This window comes from Pseudomonas sp. AGC41, assembly GCF_057334555.1.
Window position 1 is genome coordinate 63,790 of record NZ_JBHFJB010000087.1, and the last position, 23,261, is coordinate 87,050.

Sequence of the window (23,261 nt, forward strand, 5' to 3'; positions counted from 1 at the left end):
CTAGAAATGAGTCCCATCGGATTTTGTGGTTGGCGCTGTATCTAATAATGTGAAACTTCAAAATTGTTTCTCCATTATTCTGTAGTCTTTATCGTGGTCATCGTTGTCCGCGAAATAATAACTATTTTTTTCATATAACTTTTGCGCTGATATATTTTCCTTGCTTACTTTCAGATATAATCCGCCCAAGCCCAGTGATTTGGCTTGTTTCTCTAAACAAAAGAGAATTTGTGTGCCCAGGCCTCTGCCCCACAAACTTTTATCCCCTATATAAAGCCAGAGCTCAGCCATTCCGTCGCGGAACGATTTTAAGCCGCAGGCGCCGATCCGCGCGCTTCCCAAGGCGATACCATAAATCAGATAATCTTGCCTATCCTTTAAGCTCTTAAAAAAATCTAATTGCTGCTCTTTTGTGAATGATGGAGACATAGTGAGCTGCTTGATCTCCGGATCATTGAGCCAATCCCATGAAAGATTTAAAAACATTTCATCATAAGGGACCAACTGAATCGAGGGTGCGCTGTTGCCACAAAACAAATCATAATTGCGGATGTAATCCGTTTCGTCGTAGTGTTCACTGGCAAGAACCAATAATACACAATCGGGGCTGAAATCATGCATTTCTCGCCACAGCATATTACCGATCAAAAGTCCTCTAGTGGGGGAGTTGAGCCATACTTCTTCCCTTATCTTCCCATTGTCCAGCACCATTCGGCACTTTCCTGTGACACAAACCGCCAGCTGTTGAAGGTTCCGATGGGCGTGAAACCCACGCGCGACACCTTCTTTTGTGCCAAAAATATAATAAGCACGCTTAATCTCAAACGGCACTGATTTTCCGCCCTCTAGGGCGACCAGTGAGCCGCGTTCATCACCAAGCGGCGGAAACTCTACCCATTGCGCTAAGTTCATTTTTGCTCCTTTGGCCGATCCTACAGATGTCGCCCGCAGTGGTTGTCGTCCAGCGAATAATTGGCACCTTGTAGATCTTGATTTTTAGACTCGTTCGATGAATGCACTTTCCATTAGGTCGTCTTGAGCCGGCGTTCTCAGCTCCTCTCAGCTTTTTAGCCATATGCGGGCTTGCTTGGGAGTCGCTATTATCTAGCTAAGCGGAGCAAAGGCCAAGTGTCTTTAGCGGGGAAGGGCAGGTGGTCAGTAAGAAGAGATGGCGTTTAGGCAGTCTTACCCAAGTCGCGTCGCGCGCGATGGGCTCAGTGGTCAAGCCTCCTTGCGAGCATGCTAACCAATTTTATTGGAGTGCGCTTAGACAGCCATAACTGATCGACTATTTAGTATGGGTATGCCCAAAGGCTAGGCTAGGCTAGGCGTGTCGTGGTGAGGGCGGGCTCGATAGTATTGTATTTCTGTGGTCTGTGAATTATCAGTGTGACAGTGCTTGCTTTGGGGTTTCGCAGCCGCTGCTTGGAGGGTGGGCACGGGTCGGATTGCGCTTTTCTTGCTAAAGAGGGGATGCTGTAAGGACAAACGACTATTGAAACGATGGTCTCAAATAGCCATCACTTTTCTGGGCTGAAAGGTGCTCGATCTCGGAAAAATATTCCATTTGAGTAGTTTTCAGGACGCTAAAAATTGCGTTTTTTGGGTGGCAACCCCTACCAAGTTAAGCGCAATGATGGATGGCAGCTGGAGCTTACCCTTTGAGCGAGGCGATGCTTCTCGTGCTGTGGGATCGTTAGGTCTTGGGGGCATGTAGGATGGGTGTGTTGGTGTGCAGGGGCTCCAGTCAGTTTCCTCAGGAGTCGCGGCGCCCCTAGGTTCATCGGTAATGGAAGGGCATAGTAGGCTGCAGTTCGGTTGTTCGAACAGCGGTGGTCGGTTCAGATAGAAAGTTGTTCAAAAAACGCGAAGTGTCGTGGTAAACTTTCATATATTTTTTTGGGAAGAGTCTGTGTGGATAACTTTGCAAGCAAAACCTTGTTAATTACCGGTGGTACCGGTTCCTTTGGAAACGCCGTTTTAAAGCGTTTTTTAAGCAGCGAAATTGACGAAATACGAATCTTCAGTCGCGATGAAAAAAAGCAAGACGATATGCGTAAATGTTACGCCAACAGCAAAATTAAGTTCTACATCGGCGATGTGCGAGATTATCAGAGTATTCTTAACGCAACGCGTGGCGTCGATTATATATTTCATGCGGCGGCCCTGAAACAGGTCCCATCCTGTGAATTCCACCCGATGGAAGCCGTCAAGACGAATGTGATCGGTACTGACAATGTTTTGGAAGCGGCCATTCAGAATGGTGTCAGCCGAGTGGTTTGCCTGAGTACCGACAAAGCGGTCTATCCCATCAATGCAATGGGAATTTCAAAAGCCATGATGGAGAAGGTCATGGTTGCGAAGTCCAGAAATGTCGATGAAACCAAAACTGTTATCTGCGGAACCCGCTATGGAAATGTAATGGCGTCCCGCGGTTCGGTCATTCCTCTTTTCATCGAACAGATTCGCGCGGGCATCGCGCTATCGATCACCGATCCGAATATGACCCGCTTCATGATGACACTGGCGGATGCTGTCGATCTGGTGCTCTACGCCTTCGAAAACGGCAATAACGGTGACCTGTTCGTCCAAAAAGCACCTGCGGCGACTGTCGAAACATTGGCTAAGGCGTTGACCCAGTTGCTCGATCAGCCTGAACACCCGATCCAAATCATTGGAACTCGTCATGGCGAGAAGCTCTATGAGGCGCTGTTGAGCAGAGAAGAAATGGCCTGTGCCGAAGATATGGGCGAATATTTCCGTATTCCGCCTGATCTTCGCGATCTGAACTACAGTAAATTTGTCGAGCAGGGTGAGGAGAGAATTTCACGTACTGAAGATTATAATTCGCATAACACCGAGCGGCTCGATGTAGCAGGTATGCGAAAATTGCTTCTTAAGCTTGAATTCATTCAAGCAATCCAGCGTGGCGAATATGCTACGCCGGAGGAATGATGATGAAGGTCCTAATTACCGGGGCAAACGGATTTATTGGTAAAAATCTTGATGCTCATCTGCGCGAGCGCAGCGACGTAGAGGTTTTGCGTTTCGGCAGGGACGATGGTGGTGAGTTGCTTAAGCATCTAGCGGCCCAAGCCGATTGTATTTTCCACTTGGCCGGGGTTAATCGTCCACAGGATCCATCGGAATTTAAAAGCGGTAACAGCGATTTGACGCGGTCGCTATGTGACGCTGTCGCAGCCAGTGGGCGTACGCCTACAATCGTGTACACATCTTCAACCCAGGCTGAACGAGACAATCCTTATGGTGTGAGCAAGTTAGTGGCGGAGCAGGCCCTGAGTGAGCTAGCTGACCGGCATTCCGTTGATCTGCATGTAATCCGCCTTCCGAACGTCTTCGGAAAATGGGCAAAGCCGAATTACAATTCCGCCGTGGCAACTTTTTGCCACAACATAGCTCGTGGTTTGCCCATTTCCATTCATGACAGAGCGGCTGCGCTCACGCTGGTGTATGTCGATGATGTAGTAAGGCACTTTATTGACATCATGGACGGTAAGGCTGCTCTTGACGGCAATGCGCAAGTTGATCCGGTGTACTTCACCACCGTTGGAGAGATCGCTGATCAGATCGCTGCCTTCCGTGAAAGTCGCTCGACATTGATCAGTGAGGCAGTGGGCACAGGGCTGACCCGGGCTTTGTACTCGACTTATCTGAGCTACTTGCCACCTGAATTTTTTACCTACGAGGTGCCCAAGTACGGCGACCCTCGTGGCGTTTTTGTGGAAATGTTGAAAACGCCCGATGCCGGGCAGTTCTCTTATTTCACCGCTCATCCAGGGATTACTCGGGGTGGCCATTACCATCATTCCAAGACCGAAAAATTTTTGGTCATAAAGGGGAGTGCTCTCTTTCGCTTCCGGCACATTATGTCTGACGAATTTTACGAGTTGAAAACGACAGGTGAGCAATCAGTGATTGTTGAAACGGTCCCAGGCTGGACGCATGACATCACCAATGTCGGAGATGAGGAGTTGATTGTCATGCTTTGGGCCAACGAGATTTTTGACCGCGAGCGTCCAGATACATTCGCGCTGCCATTGAGCTCTTGAGCCAATCGATAAGGTAAAGAATTGTCATGAAAAAATTGAAGGTAGTTACTGTTGTTGGGACGCGCCCTGAAATCATTCGTTTGTCACGGGTTATCTCAGCCCTGGATGAGCATTGTGAGCATATTCTAGTCCACACGGGGCAGAATTATGATTACGAGTTAAATGAGATTTTTTTTAGAGATCTCGGCATTCGTAAGCCAGATCATTTCCTAAACGCGGCGGGCGCAACCGGTGCGGAAACTATCGGTAACGTCATTATCTCGGTAGACCGCGTTCTCGGTGAGATTCTACCGGAGGCCCTCTTAGTGTTGGGTGATACCAACAGCTGCATGGCAGTGATTCCAGCCAAACGCCGTAAAATTCCAACGTTCCACATGGAAGCAGGCAACCGCTGTTTTGATATGCGAGTTCCAGAGGAAATCAACCGTCGAATTGTCGATCATACGGCGGATATAAATCTGACCTACAGCACCATCGCTCGGGATTACCTCCTGCGCGAAGGGCTCTCGCCAGACATGATCATCAAGACCGGCAGTCCGATGTTTGAGGTGCTCACCCATTACCGTGCAGGTATTGATGCATCGGACGTCTTGGAGCGTCTCGGTCTACAGGAGGGGCAGTTTTTCGTGGTGAGTGCGCATCGAGAAGAAAACATCGACAGCGACAGAAATTTTTTGAAGTTGGTAGAGGTGTTGAATACCGTGGCGCAGGATCACGATATCCCTGTTATCGTTTCCACGCATCCACGGACCCAAAAGCGTGTGGATGCATTAGGCATCGTTTTTCACCCCAACGTCCGTTTGCTGAAGCCGCTAGGTTTCATGGATTACAACAAACTGCAGCTTTCGTCAAAGGCCGCACTATCCGACAGCGGAACGATCAATGAGGAATCATCGATACTCAATTTCCCAGCATTGAACCTGCGTGAGGCACACGAGCGCCCTGAGGGCATGGAGGAGGCTGCAGTGATGATGGTTGGGCTGGAGATCAACCGGGTCCTTCAAGCACTTCAAATGATTGAATGTCAAGCGCGGGGTCAAGAACGGACGTTGCGGCTTGTCGCGGATTACAGCATGCCGAACGTCTCAGAGAAAGTGGTTCGAATCATTCACAGCTATCGCGATTACGTCATGCGCACAGTCTGGAGAAGGTACTCATAAGCATGGCTACTCGGGTTCTTTTAATGACGCAGTGGTTTGATCCTGAGCCTACCTTCAAAGGATTGGTATTTGCTCGCGAGTTAGTCGCGCAAGGATTTGAAGTCGAAGTGGTCACAGGCTTTCCTAATTACCCTGGAGGACGGCTTTATCCAGGCTATAAAGTCAAGGCATTACAACGGGAGGTTATCGATGGCGTTCAGATAACTCGTGTCCCCTTGTACCCTAGCCACGGGCAGAGCGGTGTTGGCCGTGTCCTTAATTACGTAAGTTTTGCAGCCAGCCTTTTGCTGTACAGCCTTTTTCGCGCGAAGAAGCCGGATGTGATATACGCCTATCACCCGCCGTTGACGGTCGGCATGGCTGCTGCGCTGGCTCGTTTTCTTCGACGCGTGCCCGTGGTTTATGACATTCAGGACATGTGGCCTGACACGCTGAAAGCGACAGGTATGTTTTCTAACGAGAAACTATTAAAGCTAGTATCTCGAATCTGCGATTGGGTATATGGCAATGTAGACCAAATTGTAGTTTTGTCACCAGGCTTCAAGCGTCTATTAATTGCGCGGGGTGTGCCACCATCAAAAATTGATGTGATTTATAATTGGTGTTCCGAAGATATGATGAGAGTGCAGTCTAGTTTTCCACCACCGAATTTTCCGGACTCATCGAAATTCAAAGTTCTGTTCGCTGGGAATATGGGTAAAGCACAGTCGTTGGGTACCGTCATTGCTGCGGCTCGGTTGCTTCGCGAACAAGCGGATGAGGTTATGTTTGTTTTTCTCGGCGGAGGAGTGGAAGTTTCTCGACTCGAAGCGCTTGCGAAAAACGAAGGTCTCGACAACGTTCGCTTCCTTCCCGGGGTCTCCATGACCGAAGTTGGTGCTTACTTGGCCAGTGCCGACGCTTTGCTCGTACACCTGAAGAGCGATCCGTTGTTCTCGATCACGATCCCATCAAAAACGCAGGCCTACATGGCCGCCGGAAAACCAATTCTGATGGCTGTGGATGGTGACGCTGCGGACTTGGTGACCAATGCGGGTTGTGGGGTTGTCAGTGAGTCTGACGATCCGCACGCATTGGCCGAAGCGGTACTCACTTTGATGCGTATGACTCCGGAAGCACGAGAGCAGATGGCTGAAAATGGACGGGAATTTTATCAGAGAGAGCTGTCGTTACGCGTCGGGGTGGAGCGTTTCGGCGCCCATTTCAGGCGGTTGGTGAAGTGATTTCCAGCGCTTCCATATGCCAGCGAATAAATGATTTCGTTGAAGGAGCTTCTATGTCTAAACGGCTATTTGATATTTTCGCTGCCGCAATAGGCTTGCTTCTGTTATCTCCGGTCATAGCGATAGTAGCCTATTTGATCCGGAAGCGGTTGGGGTCGCCGGTTTTGTTCCGCCAAGTACGACCTGGACTCAATGGCAGAGCTTTCGAAATGGTCAAGTTTCGAACGATGCGTGATGCCCTGGATAACGAAGGGAACCCCTTGCCAGATTCCGAGCGTATGACGCACTTTGGTCAGTTTCTCCGTTCGAGCAGTCTGGACGAATTGCCCGAGCTTTGGAATGTAATCAAGGGTGATATGAGCTTGGTCGGGCCGCGCCCGTTGCTAATGGAGTATCTACCTCTTTACGATTCAGAACAGGTACGTCGGCATGAGGTCCGCCCAGGAGTTACCGGATGGGCTCAGATCAATGGCAGGAATGCGCTGTCGTGGGAAGAGAAGTTCAATCTAGATGTTTGGTACGTCGATAATCGATCGTTATGGTTAGATTTGAAGATTATTATTCTTACCGTGAAGAAAGTATTAATCAAGGATGGGATCAGCGCTGAAGGTGAAGTGACCATGTCGAAGTTCACTGGTTCCAGCAAATGAAACGATTGGCAATTCTTGGGGCGAGTGGCCACGGTAAGGTTGTCGCGGACACTGCCGAGTGTTGTGGTTGGGAAACCGTCGAGTTTTTTGATGACCGTTGGCCTTTGGTGTCAGCTGTTGGCGACTGGCCTGTCGTAGGCACGACAGAGGAGCTGCTCAATCGCGCGTCTGAGTATGGTGGCGTTTTGGTTGCAATCGGCAATAACTGTATCCGTCAAAACAAGCTGGACCAACTGAAAGCCACTGGCACTCATCTGCCCATTTTGATCCATCCCTCCGCAATAATCAGCCGCCACGCCTCCTTGGGACCGGGCACAGTGGTTTTTGCCAACGCGGTGGTCAATGCTTATGCCAAGGTTGATGAAGGCGCGATTCTAAATACCGGATGCAGCGTTGATCATGACTGCGTTTTGGGAAGTTGCGTACATATTAGCCCTGGCGCTCGCTTGGCAGGCGCCGTGAGCGTGGGTGCAGGGAGTTGGATTGGTATCGGGGCATCCGTCAGGCAAATGATCACCATCGGTGCTAACGTAGTGATCGGCGCTGGCGCAGCGGTGGTCTGCGATATCGCTGATAACATGATCGCATCGGGAGTGCCCGCTCGTGCAGTTGTCCGGGCTTAGCTTCTGGTCGGTACCTAATAAGGCTGTTTGATCACCATAATTATGGATGGCAGGTAAGAGCGTGTTGAATACCCAATTTTCTCCGTGGCCTTCGTTCACTGCTGAAGAAGCTGACGCAGTTCGTGATGTGATTCTGTCCAACAAGGTGAATTACTGGACCGGTCAGGAGTGCCGCCGATTTGAAAAAGAGTTTGCCGCTTGGGCTGGTACGGAGTACTCCGTCGCCCTTGCGAATGGCACGGTGGCGCTTGATCTAGCTTTGCAAGCTTTGGGCATCGGCCCTGGGGATGAGGTTATCGTCACGCCTCGTACGTTCCTGGCTTCGGTTTCCAGCGTCGTGAATGTGGGTGCGATTCCGGTCTTTGCCGAGGTCGACCGCGATACACAGAACATTACGGCTGAAACTATTCGGGCGGTGCTCACACCTCGTACAAGAGGCGTTATTTGCGTCCATCTTGCTGGCTGGCCGTGCGACATGGACCCGATTATGGAGCTGGCAGCGCTTCACGACCTAAAAATTATCGAGGACTGCGCACAAGCTCATGGTGCGAAGTATAAGGACCGCTCGGTTGGCTCTATTGGCCATATCGGTGCGTGGTCGTTTTGCCAGGACAAGATAATGACTACTGGCGGCGAGGGCGGCATGGTGACGACCAATGACCGAAGCCTGTGGTCGAAGATGTGGTCCTATAAGGACCATGGTAAAAGTTGGGAAGCAATCTACGAACGTGAGCACCTCCCTGGCTTTCGGTGGCTGCATGAGAGCTTCGGCACGAACTGGCGGATGCTGGAAGTACAAGGGGCCATCGGTCGTATTCAACTGCGCCGCATGGCCGAGTGGCAAACAACTCGATTGAATTACGCGGAACGTATTTGGTCGCACGCTCGGACGATCAAAGGTTTGCGTGTACCGACGATTCCTGAATCGCATTCTCATGCGGCCTATAAGTGTTACGTTTTCGTAGAGCCCGGGCAACTGAGAGCAGACTGGAGTCGCGATCGCATACTTTCCGAAATCTCTGCATCGGGTGTACCTTGTTTTTCTGGATCCTGCTCTGAGGTGTACTTGGAGAAAGCCTTTGACGGCACCGGCTGGCGCCCTGCAACACGGTTGGCTGTCGCTAAGGAACTGGGTGAGACCAGCTTGATGTTTCTTGTACATCCGACCTTAACCGATGCCGAGATAGACAAGACCGTCCAGACGATCCGAGCCGTCATGCAACAGGCTGCAAGACCGTAAAATGTTCTGTTTCATACTCCGAATGCCACTCGGCGAAAGCGGCGTAAGCCATTTGTCCAGTAGGTGGATTTCAAGCAGAATCACTAGATTTAATAAGTTTGGCTGTCCATTGATTATGCCGCTTTACAAATATTTACAAACTTACCCATTTGGAAGACGTGTCTAGACAGTGCATAAGTAAAGTTGCATTTATAGATGATAGGCGGGGGACGATTGAGGTGCATGAAGGATTTATGGATAGGATACGCGCTCTGCTGCTAGGATTGCCGCGCCGTCAGAAACGACTCATACAGGTGTCCACCGACATTGTTTTGGTGTGGATTGCTTTATGGCTATCGTTTCTGGTCCGTCTGGGCATTGACGATATGATAAATCCGCTTTTTGCGCACACTTGGTTGTTTTTTAGTGCTCCTTTAGTTTCGATTCCTTTATTCATTCGGTTCGGCATGTACCGTGCGGTGATGCGATATTTTGGCAACGATGCGCTGATTGCCATAATCAAGGCCGTAAGTTTATCGGCCTTGGTTCTAGGCATTGTTGTATATTGGTATAGTAATCATCAGAATCTCGTACCTCGTTCGATTATTTTCAACTATTGGTGGCTGAGCTTAATCATGGTGGGCGGGTTGCGGCTGGCCATGCGGCAATATTTTCTGGGGGACTGGTTTGCCGCTGCGCAGCACGTTCCTTTTGCCAATCGTGACGACGGCTTACCGAGGGTGGCAATTTTCGGCGCCGGAGCGGCCGGGAACCAGCTGGTCGCCGCGTTGCGCATGGGCCGGATCATGCGCCCTGTTGCGTTCATCGACGACGACGCCAGCATCGCCGATAGAATCATCTCCGGCCTCCAAGTTTATAAACCAAAGCATATCCAACAGATGATTGACGAGACGGGCGCGCAGGAGATTCTGTTGGCCATACCTTCCGCCAGTCGAGGTCGACGGCGAGAGATTCTTGGATTTCTGGAAGGTTTTCCACTTCACGTTCGCAGCGTTCCGGGTTTTATGGATCTTGCGAGTGGACGGGTAAAAGTGGATGACATCCAGGAGGTTGATATTGCTGATCTCTTAGGGCGCGACGCCGTGCCTGCTCAAGAAAACCTATTGGAACATTGCGTCGGAAATCAATCGGTCATGGTGACGGGGGCAGGGGGATCCATCGGTTCAGAACTGTGCCGACAGATTCTTAGCCTGCATCCGACGACGCTTCTACTTTTTGAGCACAGCGAGTTCAATCTATACACAATCATGTGTGAGCTTGAGCAACGCATTGCTCGGGAATCTCTCTCTGTCCGGCTTTTACCGATTCTCGGATCAGTGCGCGATCAAGAAAAGTTGCTTGATGTAATGAGAACCTGGCATGTAAACACAGTTTATCATGCTGCCGCATATAAGCATGTACCTATGGTTGAGCACAATATCGCAGAGGGTGTTCTTAATAATGTGATAGGTACTCTCAATACTGCTCAAGCGGCGCTAAAGGCAAATGTCGCCAACTTTGTTTTGATCTCAACAGACAAGGCGGTTCGTCCTACTAATGTGATGGGGAGCACCAAGAGGCTTTCCGAAATGACGCTGCAAGCGCTTAGTCGGGAAGTAGCTCCGGTATTGTTTGGTGGCCAGGACAATGTTTCCCACGTCAACAAAACGCGTTTCACGATGGTTCGATTCGGTAACGTTCTGGGCTCCTCCGGCTCGGTCATTCCTTTGTTTCACAGGCAAATAAAATCTGGCGGACCGCTGACCGTCACGCATCCGAAGATCACTCGCTATTTCATGACCATCCCGGAAGCCGCGCAACTCGTGATTCAAGCAGGGTCCATGGGGCAAGGCGGAGATGTCTTTGTGTTGGACATGGGAGAGCCAGTAAGGATTATCGAACTGGCAGAGAAGATGATTCATCTTTCAGGTCTGAGCGTTCGTTCGGAGCGTAATCCCCAAGGCGATATTTCCATTGAGTTCACCGGCCTACGACCCGGTGAGAAGTTGTATGAAGAATTGCTGATTGGCGATAACGTCGCGGCGACCGAGCATCCGATGATCATGACCGCCAAGGAGGATTATCTTCCTTGGGACGTGCTAAAGCTCAGGCTGGATGAGTTGCTTGCCGCAGTCCAGAGTGACGATTACGCAAGGGTGCGTCAGCTGCTGCGCGAAACTGTTCATGGCTATGCCCCGGACGGTGAAATCGTCGATTGGGTCTATCAGCAACGTCGCCTCGAACCCTGAGCGTTACACACCTCGTAACGTACACATTTTTGACAGCTCACCATCCTCGCCTAAGTTTGAGTAGCAGCTTCGGAAAAGCTGCTTCTCTTTTAACGATGTCATGGAGCGTCACTTATGCGTACAGGCTACTTCTACTCTCTGATTTTTGCCCTTCTTACCAGCGCCTCGATAGCGGTTATCGCAGCTCCTTTGGTGAAGCCTGACACGCTCGCTACGCCGCAGTCGGTGGAGCAGCCGGCCAGAACGCAGGGCGCCAAAGTGGATTTGAATGGTGCGGATGCCGCAACGCTGCAGCGCGAGTTGTCAGGGATAGGCAAAGGCAAAGCTGAAGCGATTGTTGCGTACCGGGAGAGTAACGGGCCGTTCTCTTCGGTGGACGAACTGTTGGAAGTCAAAGGAATCGGCAAGGCTATTCTCGATCGGAATCGTGACAAGCTGGAAATAAATTGAACTAAAGCAATGAGATGAGGCCAGTCGATATGACCGGCCTTTTTGCGTAGGTCGCCGATGGGTATGTAGGACACCTTGTTTGAATTTTTTCAACGGCGTAAGCCAGCATTCAGGAGTGTTTAATGCTTTGGCTCATGTTCCTGATTGTCGTTTTTTTTTCTTTCATTCTGACTTGGTTTTTCCGACGCTACGCATTGGCTTATGGCGTTATCGATTTTCCAAATGCGCGCAGTTCCCATACGATTCCCACTCCTAGCGGTGGCGGTGCAGCCATTGTTTTGAGCTTTATTTTTGCTATCTTGACCTTGTATTTTCTGCATACGCTTCCGTTGGGTAATGTCGCTGCTCTACTTGGCGCGGGATCATTCGTGGCTTTGAACGGATTCCGGGATGATCATGTTCACATTGCTGCAAAATGGCGACTTTTAGGTCACTTTATAGCTGCCTTCTGGGCATTGTACTGGATTGGCGGTCTTGCCCCTATTTCCTTTCTAGGACTAAATATTGAGACGGGGGCTTTGGGTTACCTGATAGGCAGCGTCTTTTTGGCCGGTATGCTCAATCTCTACAACTTCATGGATGGGATTGACGGTATCGCTGCGGTGGAGGCGGTATCTGTTTGCGCTGGCGCCGCGTTACTGTATTGGTTGGTTGGAGAAGGGGCGCAAGCTATTGGACCCATACTACTCGCCTGTTCTGTTCTGGGGTTTCTGTGCTGGAACTATCCACCCGCCAAGATATTCATGGGGGACGCAGGAAGCGGCTTTTTAGGTATTACGCTCGGGATTTTCGCACTTCAGGCTGCATGGATATCGTCCAATTTGTTCTTCGGGTGGTTGATCCTGCTCGGTGTGTTCATTGTAGATGCCACCCTGACGTTGGCTCGCCGTTTTCTGCGTGGGGAGAGGATATACGAAGCTCATCGGAGCCATGCTTATCAATTCGCTTCACGTCGCTATGGGCGGCATTTGCCTGTGACATTGGCCACAGGAGCGCTTAATATCGGTTGGCTGCTACCAATTGCGGTTCTGGTTGTTTGCGAAAAGCTGGAGGGTATTGTCGGCTTGTTAGTGGCTTATATTCCTCTGCTGCTACTTGCATTTAGATTTCGGGCCGGGGAGTCAGAAGTTCGTTAGCCGAACAGCTTGATTTTGTCGGTTATTCCTTCGTCGCAACAAAATCGAGGAAGCCATGCACAAAGACTATCCAGCCGCCTACCAAGTCAGTAAAGGTTCTGCCCTTCAGGTGGACAAGCCGTTCTACGACCGAATCCGCGCCGAACACGACAAGCGCAGCTTGGTCGAACAGTTCGAAGTACCCATCCGTACCGGCCGCGCCTGGCAGGTACCCGCCGGTCATGTGTTTCGCATCACCACACCGGTCGGCCCACAAGTAGGAGATTTCAACGTCTGGAACGCCCATGACCCGCGGGAGCGGTTGTGGGCGGCGCGTACTCGGCAGCTTCAGGGCGCCCATGTCAGCACCTACGATCGGCTGTGGTCGAACCTCCCATTTCTGCGACCGTTGGTGACGATTACCGATGACAGTCTCGCGAGCTATGGCATCGACGAGCATGGCGGGCGTTTGCACGATTTGCTGGGTACACGGTGTGACCCGTATGTGAACAAGATGCTGACCGGCGAGGATTTCCACCATCATTGCCACTCAAATCTGACCCGGGCGGTGTTGCCTCATGGTTTAACCGAGTTCGATGTGCACGACGTGCTGAATATCTTCCAATGCACCGGGCTGAATCATGACGACATGTATTTCATGAAGGCGTGTCCGGCGCAGAAGGGCGATTACTTGGAGTTTTTTGCAGAGATTGATTTGTTGTGTGCGTTGTCGACGTGTCCTGGGGGTGACCTGTCGTTGGCGATGTGGGGACCGGATGCGCAGGATCCTCTAAGCGTTTGTCGTCCGCTGGGGGTGGAGATTTATCGGTTGGAGGATTCGTTGCTGCAGGGCTGGAGTCAGCCGGAGAGGGCGGCTTACAAGGGGCAGCATGGGTTGCATATTGCCAAGGCGGATTGGGAGAAGTAACAGCAGGCGGCGGTCCAGATAGCAGCGCACGATTAGCAGACACACCGCGTCAGCAGTTTTGGGGCTGCTGCGCAGCCCAGCGGGAGCAAGCTCCCTCGCCACGGAAGCGGTGTGGTAACTGAGGATCAGCGGTCCTTGGCTTCCTTTGCATCCATTTCCGCATTGCGTTCCGCAACGCGCTTGCGCTGCTCATCCGTCAGTTCGACCTTATGGGCGGTGTCGCGCAGCATCATCAAACCACCCACGATCGAGCCGATGGCGACGATCAGGATTAACCAGGCATACCAGGGCATAGGGTTCTCCTTGAGTGGGCAATAGCCAGACGAGTATTCGCTGGCCATTGCCCATACCACTTATGAGCGAAGGCTGTTCGCAGTGGTTCCATACTACGCCCGTTATGCCGGCTTCACCTTATAGCCCGGTCAACATCGCATCAGCCGGCGCATCTGCGCGCAGTTGGGCGGTCATCACGAAATACACGAAACCCACCGCCATGAACCCCAGGAAGATCAGCCCGATCAGCGTGTTGAACCAGGCCATCGCCACCAGGCACACCACCGCCAGTGCCAGGGCGATCCCCGGTACGATCGGATAGCCGGGGGCGCGGAACGTACGTTCGAGATTCGGTTCGGTTTTGCGCAACTTGAACAGGCTGAGCATGCTCATGATGTACATGACGATTGCGCCGAACACGGCCATGGTGATCATCGCCGCGGTCAGGGTCATGCCGCCGAGGTTGATCAGGCCGTCGCTGTAGATGGCGGCGATGCCGATCAGGCCGCCGGCGATGATGGCGCGGTGCGGGGTCTGGAAGCGTGACAGTTTGGCAAGGGAGGCGGGCAGGTAGCCGGCGCGGGCCAGGGCGAAGAACTGGCGCGAGTAGCCGAGGATGATGCCGTGGAAGCTCGCCACCAGGCCGAACAGGCCGATCCACACCAGCATGTGCAACCAGCCGGAGCTTTCACCGACTACGGTTTTCATGGCTTGTGGCAGAGGGTCGTTGATGTTCGACAGGGTACGCCAGTCACCGACGCCGCCGGCGAAGAACATCACGCCCATGGCCAGGAACACCAACGTCAGGATGCCGCTGATGTAGGCCTTGGGAATCGTGCGTTTCGGATCCTTGGCTTCTTCAGCGGCCATGGCCGCGCCTTCGATGGCGAGGAAGAACCAGATCGCGAAGGGGATCGCCGCGAACATTCCGGCGATGGCTGGTGCGCCGAACACATCGGAACCGGCCCAGCCGTTCAGGGCGAAGCTGCTGAAACTGAACGCCGGCGCGACGACGCCCATGAACACCAGCAATTCGGCCACCGCAAGCACGCAGACGATCAGCTCGAAGGTCGCGGCCAGTTTCACCCCGAGGATGTTCAGGCCCATGAACACGATGTAGGCGCCGACGGCAGCATGTTTCGGGTCGAGCGCCGGGAATTGCACGTTCAGGTAGGCGCCGATGGCCAGGGCAATGGCCGGTGGGGCGAAGACAAATTCGATCAGAGTTGCCAAGCCGGCGATCAAGCCGCCTTTTTCACCAAAAGCCCGACGGCTGTAGGCGAACGGGCCGCCGGCGTGGGGGATGGCGGTGGTCAGTTCGGTGAAGCTGAAAATGAAGCAGGTGTACATGGCCGCGACCATGAACGACGTCACCAAAAAGCCCAGCGTGCCGGCGACTCCCCAGCCGTAGCTCCAGCCGAAATATTCACCGGAAATCACCAGGCCAACGGCGATGCCCCATAAGTGCAGGGTGCCCAGGGTGGGTTTGAGTTGTGTGTTCATCGGTGGCTCCCCTCGATAAATAGCAAAAGCGCTGGGGGGAGGGCAGTGCAGTGGGCGTGCCAGTAAAGCAGTCGCGGTCGTAATGAGTCGAATCAGGTCGTATCAGGAATGTTTCGCCATCGTTCAGGATGTTGCGTGCCCCAGTTCAGCGCTTTAGCTCATGGCCCGCTGCTATCTGAGGCACGCTTATAGCGCTGGGAACCCCAAGAGACGCCTAGTGTTGCTCATTCAAACATTCAAGCAGCGCCTCTTGCCAATGGGGCTGGCTCACGCCCCAATCATTTTCCAACTTGCTGCAATCAAGCCGAGAGTTCAGTGGGCGGGCTGCTTTTGCGGGATATTCGGCGGAAGAAATGGGTAACAGCGCCGCAACGGATTTGCCCTGTCGTTGTAACGTATCGCGGATAGCCTGGGCGAAACCAAACCAGGAAACCTGGCCTTGAGCCGTCAGATGATAGGTTCCCCAGTTTTCGTTACCCCGTTGCCACTCCTTGATGATCGCTAGCGTGCTATTGGCAACGGAGCCCGCCCAAGTCGGCGCACCTATTTGGTCATCGACGACACGCAGTTCCGATCTTTCTTGAAGCAATCGTTGCATGGTCAATAGAAAATTACTTCCATGGGTTGAGTACACCCAACTGGTACGAAGGATCAAATGTTTACCATTGACGATAGAGACGGCTCGCTCACCTGCGAGTTTGCTCCCGCCGTAAATGCCAAGCGGATTAGGTGCGTCCTCTTCGTTGTAAGGCTGATTTTTATCGCCGTCGAATACATAGTCAGTAGAGTAATGAATTAGCGGTATACGGAGTGCCAATGCTTCTTCTGCAAAGATTCCAGGCGCTACCGCGTTAATGGCATACGCCGCTTCCGGCTCGCTTTCAGCTTGGTCGACGCCAGTGTGCCCAGCAGCGTTAATGATTAGATCTGGGTGGTTGTTCCGTACCGTTTGGCGGATCAGCTCCGGTTTAGTCAGATTGAGTTGGTCACGCCCCATGACGATCAATTCCCCGACGTCGCGCAGTCGCCGCTGCAGTTCATGGGATACTTGACCATGTTGACCGCTGATTAGAATTCTCATGGCCTCAAACCGACGGGATTGATTTCCTCTCCGGCGACCTGGGCAAGATATTGACCGTACCCGATCTTGCCGAAATAACGCGCGCGCTCGAGTAGCTGTTCGCGGTTAATCCACCCATTGTGATAAGCAATTTCTTCAAGACACGCCACTTTAAGCCCTTGGCGGTGTTCGATGGTTTGTACGTACTGTGAGGCATCGAGCAGGCTGTCATGGGTTCCGGTGTCGAGCCAGGCGAAGCCGCGACCGAAGCGCTCGACCTGTAGATCACCGCGCTGGAGATAGACATTATTGATGTCAGTGATTTCCAGCTCGCCACGTGCCGAGGGTTTGACTGCCTTGGCGATTTCAATCACGTTATTATCGTAGAAGTACAGGCCGGTTACTGCGTAATTGGATTTTGGTTCCTGAGGTTTTTCTTCAATCGACAAGGCGCAGCCATTGCTGTCGAAATCGATCACCCCGAAACGCTCCGGGTCTTTTACCCAATAACCAAATACAGTCGCGCCTGAGGGGCGTTCGGCTGCCCGTTGCAGCTGCGCTCCGAAATATGCCCCATGGAAGATGTTATCCCCAAGAATCAGGCACACCGGATCGGTGCCGATAAACTCTTCGCCAATCAGAAAAGCCTGGGCTAGGCCATCCGGCGAGGGTTGGACTGCATAGCTGAACTTAACGCCGAATTGGCTACCGTCTTGCAGCAAATTGCGGTACTGCGGTAGATCCTGTGGAGTGGAGATGAGCAATATTTCCCTGATACCAGCCAACATGAGTACCGATATCGGGTAATAGATCATCGGCTTGTCGTAGACCGGCAACAGCTGTTTCGAAACGCCAAGAGTAATGGGATGCAGACGAGTGCCCGAGCCACCCGCTAATACGATGCCTTTCATTATGCGAGGAGTTCCTTTTTATTGGTGAAGCCAAGGCGTTCGCCTTGATAAGTGCCGTCTTGAACGCGACGGCACCATTCCAGGTTATTCAGATACCATTTGACCGTTTTGCGCAGCCCCGACTCGAACGTCTCCTGCGGCACCCAGCCCAGTTCCCGTTCGATTTTCCCGGCGTCGATGGCGTAGCGCAGGTCATGGCCCGGACGGTCCTGCACAAAAGTTATCAGGTCGGCATAGTTCGCGATGCCTTCAGGCTTTTGCGGCGCGAGTTCTTCCAGCAGTTGGCAAATGCCGCGGACCACGTCGATGTTCTTCTGCTCGTTGTGCCCGCCGATGTTGTAGGTCTCGCCGATCTCGCCTGTTGTAACGACTTTGATGAGCGCTCGGGCGTGATCCTCGACGAACAACCAGTCACGAACTTGCAGGCCGTTGCCGTAAACGGGCAGGGGCTTGCCAGCCAAGGCGTTGAGGATGACAAGCGGAATGAGCTTCTCAGGAAAGTGGAACGGACCATAGTTGTTTGAACAGTTCGTCAGCAGCACCGGCAGGCCATAGGTGCGATGCCAGGCGCGAACCAGATGATCGGACGCGGCCTTGCTCGCGGAGTAGGGCGAGCTTGGCGCGTAGGGGGTCGTCTCTGTAAACAGATCGTCGACGCCGTGCAGGTCGCCATAGACCTCGTCGGTCGAAATATGATGGAAGCGGAAGGCGGTTTTTTCTGGCTCGGCCAGGGTCTGCCAATAAGCGCGGGTAGCCTCCAGCAAGCTGTACGTGCCGACAATGTTGGTCTGGATGAAGTCCGATGGTCCGTCAATGGAACGGTCGACATGGGACTCAGCAGCGAGATGCATGATTGCATGTGGCTGGAAGCGGTCCAGCACCGCGCTGACGGTTGCTTGATCGACGATATCGGCCTGAACGAATTCGTAGCGACTGTTACTGGCAACGCTGGCCAGCGATTCGAGGTTGCCAGCGTAAGTCAGTTTGTCCAGGTTAAGGACTTCATGATCTGAGTGCTCAATCAGCTCGCGAATCAGGGCAGAGCCTATGAAACCGGCCCCGCCGGTGATGAGGATACGCATGTGAGCCCAACCTTCTTCAAAAAAGTAGATATTGTTGCAGAGGGCATAGCTTGTCGGCATGAGCCAGACAGTGCAATAGAAGTGTCGGCCCAATTTGAGATTTATAGAGCCTAGCCCATGGAAAATAACTGACGCCGTCGAAGGAACTCGCGACCCACCCCCAATCACCCATCTTTTTTACAGTTTCTTTATCCCCCACCCCAACCCTCGATCTCGCGTCTTTACACCCACCCTACCGACAATCACTCCACACACGGCAACGACGCCGTACCACGGAGAAATCCCATGAGTGTTCTGGACGGGGTGTCGCTGCTGCTGGCAGTGGCGCTGTTCATTTATCTGCTGGTTGCGCTGTTGCGCGCGGATCGGAACTAGGAGCGGTTATGCACGGTTATGACTTCTGGCTGATCCTCGGCTTTTTTGCCCTGGTGCTGATTCCGGCACCGTTCCTGGGACGGTTTTACTACCGGGTGATGGAGGGCCAGCGTACCTGGCTGTCGCCGATTCTTGGGCCGGTGGAGCGCGGTTGCTACAAGGTGGCCGGCGTTGATCCGACTGCCGAGCAGAGTTGGCAGAAGTACACCTTGGCCTTGCTCGCGTTCAATCTGGCGGGGTTTGTGTTGTTGTTTGCGATCCTGTTGTTGCAGGGGCATTTGCCACTCAATCCGGAAAACCTGCCCGGCATGGAGTGGACCCAGGCGTTCAATACGGCGGTCAGTTTCGTGACCAACACCAACTGGCAGTCCTACAGCGGCGAGGCGTCCCTCAGTTACTTGAGCCAGATGATCGGCCTGACGGTGCAGAACTTCGTCAGCGCCGCCACCGGCCTGGCCGTGCTGGTGGCGCTGTGTCGTGGGATCGGGCGCAAGTCCGCGACGACGCTGGGCAATTTCTGGGTCGACATGACCCGTGCCACTCTCTATGGGCTGTTGCCGCTGTGCCTGCTGCTGGCGCTGTTCCTGGTATGGCAGGGCGTGCCGCAAACCTTCGCGCAATATGTGCACGGGGTGACGATGCAGGGCGTCGACCAGGTGATTCCGTTGGGGCCGGCGGCCAGTCAGATTGCGATCAAGCAACTGGGCACCAACGGCGGTGGTTTTTTTGGTGTCAACTCGGCGCACCCGTTCGAGAACCCGACGGCCTGGAGCAATCTGTTTGAAGTCGCGTCGATCATTCTGATCCCGGCGGCGCTGGTGTTCACCTTCGGCCATTACGTCAAGGACCTGCGCCAGAGTCGGGCGATCATCGCCTGCATGCTGGCGCTGTTCCTGATCGGCGGCGCGACGTCGCTATGGGCGGAATTCCAACCCAACCCGGCCCTTGATCACGCGGCCGTTGAACAAGCCGCGCCGCTGGAAGGCAAGGAGGCGCGCTTCGGCACCACCGCATCGGTGCTCTGGTCAGTGACCACCACGGCGGCGTCCAACGGCTCGGTCAATGCGATGCACGACAGCCTCAACCCGCTGAGCGGCATGGTCGCGCTGGTCAACATGATGCTGGGCGAAGTGATCTTCGGCGGTGTCGGCGCGGGGCTCTACGGGATGCTGCTCAACGTGTTGATCGCGGTGTTCCTCGCCGGATTGATGATCGGTCGTACGCCGGAATACCTGGGCAAGAAACTCGGCGCCCGGGAGGTGCAGTTGCTGGTAGTGACGCTGCTGGTGATGCCGGTGAGCGTGCTGGTACTCGGCGCGATTGCCGCAAGCCTGCCCGGGCCTGCCGCAGCGGTGAGCAATCCTGGCGCGCACGGTTTCAGCCAGTTGCTCTACGCCTACACCTCGGCGGGGGCGAACAACGGTTCCGCGTTTGCCGGGTTCGGCGCCAATACGCCGTTTCACAACCTGATGCTGGGCCTGGGCATGTTGATCGGCCGTTTCGGCTACATCCTGCCGGTACTGGCGTTGGCCGGCAGCCTGGCGCTGAAGAAAACCGCGCCGATCGGCCAGAACAGCTTCCCCACCCACGGCCCGCTGTTCGTGACCCTGCTGACCGTGACCATCCTGCTGGTAGGTGGCCTGACGTTCTTGCCGACCCTGGCCCTGGGGCCGATCGCCGAACACCTGAGCATGGGTTTCTGAGGAACAGATGATGAATATGCCAATGAGCAAAACCGTCGTCGCCAAGGCGCCGGAACAACCGCAAACCCAGTTGTCGGCGCTGTGGCGGCCAGCGCTGGTGCAAGCCTTCGTCAAGCTTGATCCGCGCCAGTTGCACCGCGCTCCGGTGATGTTGGTGGTGGAGCTGACCGCAATCCTTACCACCGTGCTGTGTCTGATCCCCGATAGCGCCGTGCCGACTTTCGTCGCCGCGCAGATCGCCCTGTGGCTGTGGTTCACCGTGCTGTTCGCCAACTTCGCCGAAGCCCTGGCCGAAGGCCGTGGCAAGGCCCGTGCCGATAGCCTCAAGGCTGGCAGCGAAGGCCTGAGCGCTCGCCGCCAGACGGCGGACGGCTTTGAAGTGATTCCCGCCACCCGCTTGCGTAAAGGCGATGTGGTGCGGGTCGCGGCGGGGGAAATGATCCCCGGCGACGGGGAGGTGATCGAAGGCATCGCGGCGGTCAACGAAGCGGCGATCACCGGGGAATCGGCCCCCGTGATTCGTGAATCCGGCGGGGATCGTTCGGCCGTCACCGGTAATACGCGGCTGGTCTCCGACTGGTTGCTGGTACGCATCACCAGCAATCCCGGCGAATCCACCCTGGACCGCATGATTGCCCTGGTCGAAGGCGCCAAGCGCCAGAAAACCCCGAACGAAGTGGCGCTGGACATCCTGCTGATCGGCCTGACGTTGATTTTCCTGCTGGTGGTGGTGACGCTGCAGCCGTTCGCCCATTTCGCCAATGGCAGCCTGCCGCTGGTGTTCCTCGTTGCGCTGTTGGTGACGTTGATTCCCACCACCATCGGCGGGCTGCTGTCGGCGATCGGCATCGCCGGGATGGACCGTCTGGTGCGCCTGAACGTCATCGCCAAATCCGGCCGCGCGGTGGAGGCGGCGGGTGATGTCCACGTGCTGATGCTGGACAAGACCGGCACCATCACCTTTGGCAACCGGCGCTGTGCCGCGGTCTATGCGGCCCCAGGCGTAAGCGCCAAGGAACTGGCTGAAGGCGCCTTGTTCGCCTCGTTGGCCGATGATACGGCCGAGGGCAAATCCATCGTCGAGTATCTGCGCGGCTTGCATCCCCAGCCCGAGCCGGCTTTGGACGCGCTGACGGCGGTGCCATTCAGCGCGGAAACCCGGTTGTCCGGCGTGGATCATCAGGGGCGCGTCTATCGCAAGGGCGCGGTGGATTCCTTGCTGAGTTTCATCGGCCTGCCACGCAACGAGCTGCCGCCGGTACTGGCGCGGGAAATCGACAAGATCGCCCAGAGCGGCGGCACGCCGTTGCTGGTCTGCGTGGACGGCAGGTTGCTCGGTGCCATTCACCTGAAGGACGTGGTCAAGCCCGGCATCCGTGAGCGCTTTGCCGAGTTGCGCAAGCTGGGTATCCGCACCGTCATGGTCACCGGTGACAACCCGCTGACCGCTGCCGCGATTGCCGCCGAGGCGGGTGTCGATGACGTACTGGCGGAGGCCACGCCGGAGAAGAAGCTGGCGCGCATTCGTCACGAGCAGAACGACGGCCGGCTGGTCGCCATGTGCGGCGACGGCGCCAACGACGCCCCGGCCCTGGCCCAGGCCGATGTCGGCATGGCGATGAACGACGGCACCCAGGCGGCGCGGGAAGCGGCCAACATGGTCGACCTCGACAGCGACCCGACCAAGCTGCTGGATGTGGTGCAGATCGGCAAGGAATTGCTGGTCACCCGTGGTGCGCTGACCACGTTCTCCATCGCCAACGACATCGCCAAGTACTTTGCGATCCTGCCGGCGCTGTTCGCCTCGATTTATCCACAGCTCGGCGTATTGAACGTCATGCACCTGAACAGCCCGCAGAGCGCGATCCTCTCGGCCATCGTCTTCAACGCCCTGATCATCGTCGTGCTGATCCCCTTGGCCTTGCGTGGCGTGCGAGTGCAGGCGGCGAGTGCGGCGGCGTTGCTGCGACGCAATCTGCTGATCTACGGCCTCGGCGGGATCGCGGTGCCGTTCGTGGGGATCAAGGCGATTGATCTGTTGCTGACGGGGTTGGGGTTGGTTTGAGCCTGAAGACATCCATCACAGATGTGTTTTCAACTGAGGATTAGAGAATGTTCACCTTGATTCGCCCGGCCCTGAGCCTGTTATTACTGATGACCTTGATCACTGGCATCGCCTACCCGCTGTTCGTCACCGGCGTGGCACAAATCGCTTTTCCGCAGCAGGCCAACGGCAGTCTGATCCATGACGCCGACGGCAAGGTCCGTGGCTCTCGGCTGATCGCCCAGGATTTCGTCGGCGATGGTTGGTTTCATCCGCGCCCTTCGGCAGGCGCTTTTGCGACCGTGGCCAGCGGCGCGAGCAACTTTTCCCCGAGCAACCCGGCGCTGGCCGCCCGGGTCATCGATGACGCCGGCAAGCTGCAAGTGCCCGGCCAGGGACCGGTGCCCCTGGCGCTGCTGAGCACTTCCGGCAGCGGCCTGGATCCGCACTTGCCTCCGGCCGCGATTGCCTATCAACTGGCGCGTGTCGCCGCGGCGCGCAACCTGCCGGTGCCGACGTTGCAGCAGTTGCTCGACAGCCATATCGAGCGGCCTTTGGTGGGCCCGCCGGTGGTGAACGTGCTGGCGCTGAACCTGGCCCTGGAAAACCTGTAAACCCCTGTG

The 23,261-nt window shown here is 54.6% G+C and carries 21 protein-coding genes; 15 read left to right on the top strand and 6 right to left on the bottom strand.

The genetic code is table 11. The features are described 5' to 3' along the window. Positions 1-57 precede the first annotated feature (57 nt). Positions 58-912, bottom strand: coding sequence for a GNAT family N-acetyltransferase (locus ACE04F_RS15955; protein ID WP_486108130.1), 855 nt, complete (start codon positions 910-912; stop codon positions 58-60). Positions 913-1,914: 1,002 nt separating this feature from the next. Between ACE04F_RS15955 and ACE04F_RS15960 the strand changes: the two genes are divergently transcribed. The 11 genes from ACE04F_RS15960 to ACE04F_RS16010 all read left to right on the top strand — a co-directional run bounded on the left by ACE04F_RS15960 (position 1,915) and on the right by ACE04F_RS16010 (position 13,687). Beyond that, on the top strand, positions 1,915-2,955 hold the full coding sequence (locus ACE04F_RS15960) for a polysaccharide biosynthesis protein (protein WP_486108132.1): 1,041 nt from the start codon (positions 1,915-1,917) through the stop codon (positions 2,953-2,955). A gap of 2 nt (positions 2,956-2,957) precedes the next feature. Beyond that, on the top strand, positions 2,958-4,070 hold the full coding sequence (gene wbjC / locus ACE04F_RS15965) for a UDP-2-acetamido-2,6-beta-L-arabino-hexul-4-ose reductase (RefSeq protein ID WP_486108169.1): 1,113 nt from the start codon (positions 2,958-2,960) through the stop codon (positions 4,068-4,070). 26 nt (positions 4,071-4,096) lie between these two features. After that, positions 4,097-5,230: a non-hydrolyzing UDP-N-acetylglucosamine 2-epimerase gene (wecB, locus tag ACE04F_RS15970; RefSeq protein ID WP_486108134.1), complete on the top strand. Its 1,134-nt coding sequence runs from the start codon at positions 4,097-4,099 to the stop codon at positions 5,228-5,230. Positions 5,231-5,232: 2 nt separating this feature from the next. Beyond that, positions 5,233-6,453 carry a glycosyltransferase family 4 protein gene (locus tag ACE04F_RS15975; protein ID WP_486108136.1) on the top strand — a complete coding sequence of 407 codons (1,221 nt, stop codon included), beginning with the start codon at positions 5,233-5,235 and terminating at the stop codon, positions 6,451-6,453. Between the two features lie 53 nt (positions 6,454-6,506). Beyond that, positions 6,507-7,103, top strand: a complete 597-nt coding sequence (locus tag ACE04F_RS15980) for a sugar transferase (RefSeq protein ID WP_486108138.1) — start codon at positions 6,507-6,509, stop codon at positions 7,101-7,103. Continuing rightward, positions 7,100-7,726, top strand: a complete 627-nt coding sequence (locus ACE04F_RS15985) for an acetyltransferase (RefSeq protein WP_486108140.1) — start codon at positions 7,100-7,102, stop codon at positions 7,724-7,726. The genes ACE04F_RS15980 and ACE04F_RS15985 overlap by 4 nt, the downstream gene beginning before the upstream one ends. 61 nt (positions 7,727-7,787) lie before the next feature. Then, the gene (locus tag ACE04F_RS15990) at positions 7,788-8,966 is read left to right on the top strand and encodes a DegT/DnrJ/EryC1/StrS family aminotransferase (RefSeq protein WP_486108142.1); all 1,179 of its coding nucleotides are present in this window, start codon (positions 7,788-7,790) and stop codon (positions 8,964-8,966) included. A gap of 233 nt (positions 8,967-9,199) precedes the next feature. Next, positions 9,200-11,194 carry a polysaccharide biosynthesis protein gene (locus ACE04F_RS15995; protein WP_486108144.1) on the top strand — a complete coding sequence of 665 codons (1,995 nt, stop codon included), beginning with the start codon at positions 9,200-9,202 and terminating at the stop codon, positions 11,192-11,194. A gap of 114 nt (positions 11,195-11,308) precedes the next feature. After that, positions 11,309-11,644: a ComEA family DNA-binding protein gene (locus tag ACE04F_RS16000; RefSeq protein ID WP_486108146.1), complete on the top strand. Its 336-nt coding sequence runs from the start codon at positions 11,309-11,311 to the stop codon at positions 11,642-11,644. Positions 11,645-11,766: 122 nt separating this feature from the next. Then, on the top strand, positions 11,767-12,780 hold the full coding sequence (locus tag ACE04F_RS16005) for an MraY family glycosyltransferase (RefSeq protein ID WP_486108148.1): 1,014 nt from the start codon (positions 11,767-11,769) through the stop codon (positions 12,778-12,780). 55 nt (positions 12,781-12,835) lie between these two features. Next, complete coding sequence (locus tag ACE04F_RS16010) at positions 12,836-13,687, top strand: urea carboxylase-associated family protein (protein WP_486108150.1); 852 nt, start codon at positions 12,836-12,838, stop codon at positions 13,685-13,687. 125 nt (positions 13,688-13,812) lie between these two features. Here the strand turns inward: ACE04F_RS16010 and ACE04F_RS16015 are convergent, their stop codons facing one another. From ACE04F_RS16015 to rfbB, 5 genes are all read right to left on the bottom strand, one after another. Next, positions 13,813-13,980, bottom strand: coding sequence for a DUF2897 family protein (locus ACE04F_RS16015; RefSeq protein ID WP_014337248.1), 168 nt, complete (start codon positions 13,978-13,980; stop codon positions 13,813-13,815). 118 nt (positions 13,981-14,098) lie between these two features. After that, positions 14,099-15,463, bottom strand: a complete 1,365-nt coding sequence (gene eat, locus ACE04F_RS16020; RefSeq protein WP_305499719.1) for an ethanolamine permease — start codon at positions 15,461-15,463, stop codon at positions 14,099-14,101. Positions 15,464-15,677: 214 nt separating this feature from the next. Then, a complete protein-coding gene (gene rfbD, locus ACE04F_RS16025) occupies positions 15,678-16,544 on the bottom strand; it encodes a dTDP-4-dehydrorhamnose reductase (RefSeq protein ID WP_486108153.1) in 867 nt (288 codons plus the stop codon). Continuing rightward, positions 16,541-17,437 (bottom strand): glucose-1-phosphate thymidylyltransferase RfbA, encoded by an 897-nt coding sequence (gene rfbA / locus ACE04F_RS16030; RefSeq protein WP_486108171.1) that lies wholly within the window; start codon positions 17,435-17,437, stop codon positions 16,541-16,543. Before rfbA ends, rfbD begins: the two co-directional genes overlap by 4 nt. Further along, a complete protein-coding gene (gene rfbB, locus ACE04F_RS16035) occupies positions 17,434-18,516 on the bottom strand; it encodes a dTDP-glucose 4,6-dehydratase (RefSeq protein WP_486108155.1) in 1,083 nt (360 codons plus the stop codon). Before rfbB ends, rfbA begins: the two co-directional genes overlap by 4 nt. Positions 18,517-18,801: 285 nt before the next feature. Here rfbB and kdpF point away from each other — a divergent pair, with 285 nt between their 5' ends. The 4 genes from kdpF to kdpC are packed head-to-tail and all read left to right on the top strand — an operon-like array spanning position 18,802 to position 23,252. Beyond that, positions 18,802-18,891 carry a K(+)-transporting ATPase subunit F gene (gene kdpF, locus ACE04F_RS16040; protein WP_003218754.1) on the top strand — a complete coding sequence of 30 codons (90 nt, stop codon included), beginning with the start codon at positions 18,802-18,804 and terminating at the stop codon, positions 18,889-18,891. Between the two features lie 8 nt (positions 18,892-18,899). Then, positions 18,900-20,594, top strand: a complete 1,695-nt coding sequence (gene kdpA, locus ACE04F_RS16045; RefSeq protein ID WP_486108157.1) for a potassium-transporting ATPase subunit KdpA — start codon at positions 18,900-18,902, stop codon at positions 20,592-20,594. Positions 20,595-20,604: 10 nt separating this feature from the next. After that, a complete protein-coding gene (gene kdpB / locus ACE04F_RS16050; protein WP_486108159.1) occupies positions 20,605-22,659 on the top strand; it encodes a potassium-transporting ATPase subunit KdpB in 2,055 nt (684 codons plus the stop codon). A 47-nt stretch (positions 22,660-22,706) separates the two neighbouring features. Beyond that, on the top strand, positions 22,707-23,252 hold the full coding sequence (kdpC, locus tag ACE04F_RS16055) for a potassium-transporting ATPase subunit KdpC (protein WP_486108161.1): 546 nt from the start codon (positions 22,707-22,709) through the stop codon (positions 23,250-23,252). Positions 23,253-23,261: the final 9 nt, after the last annotated feature.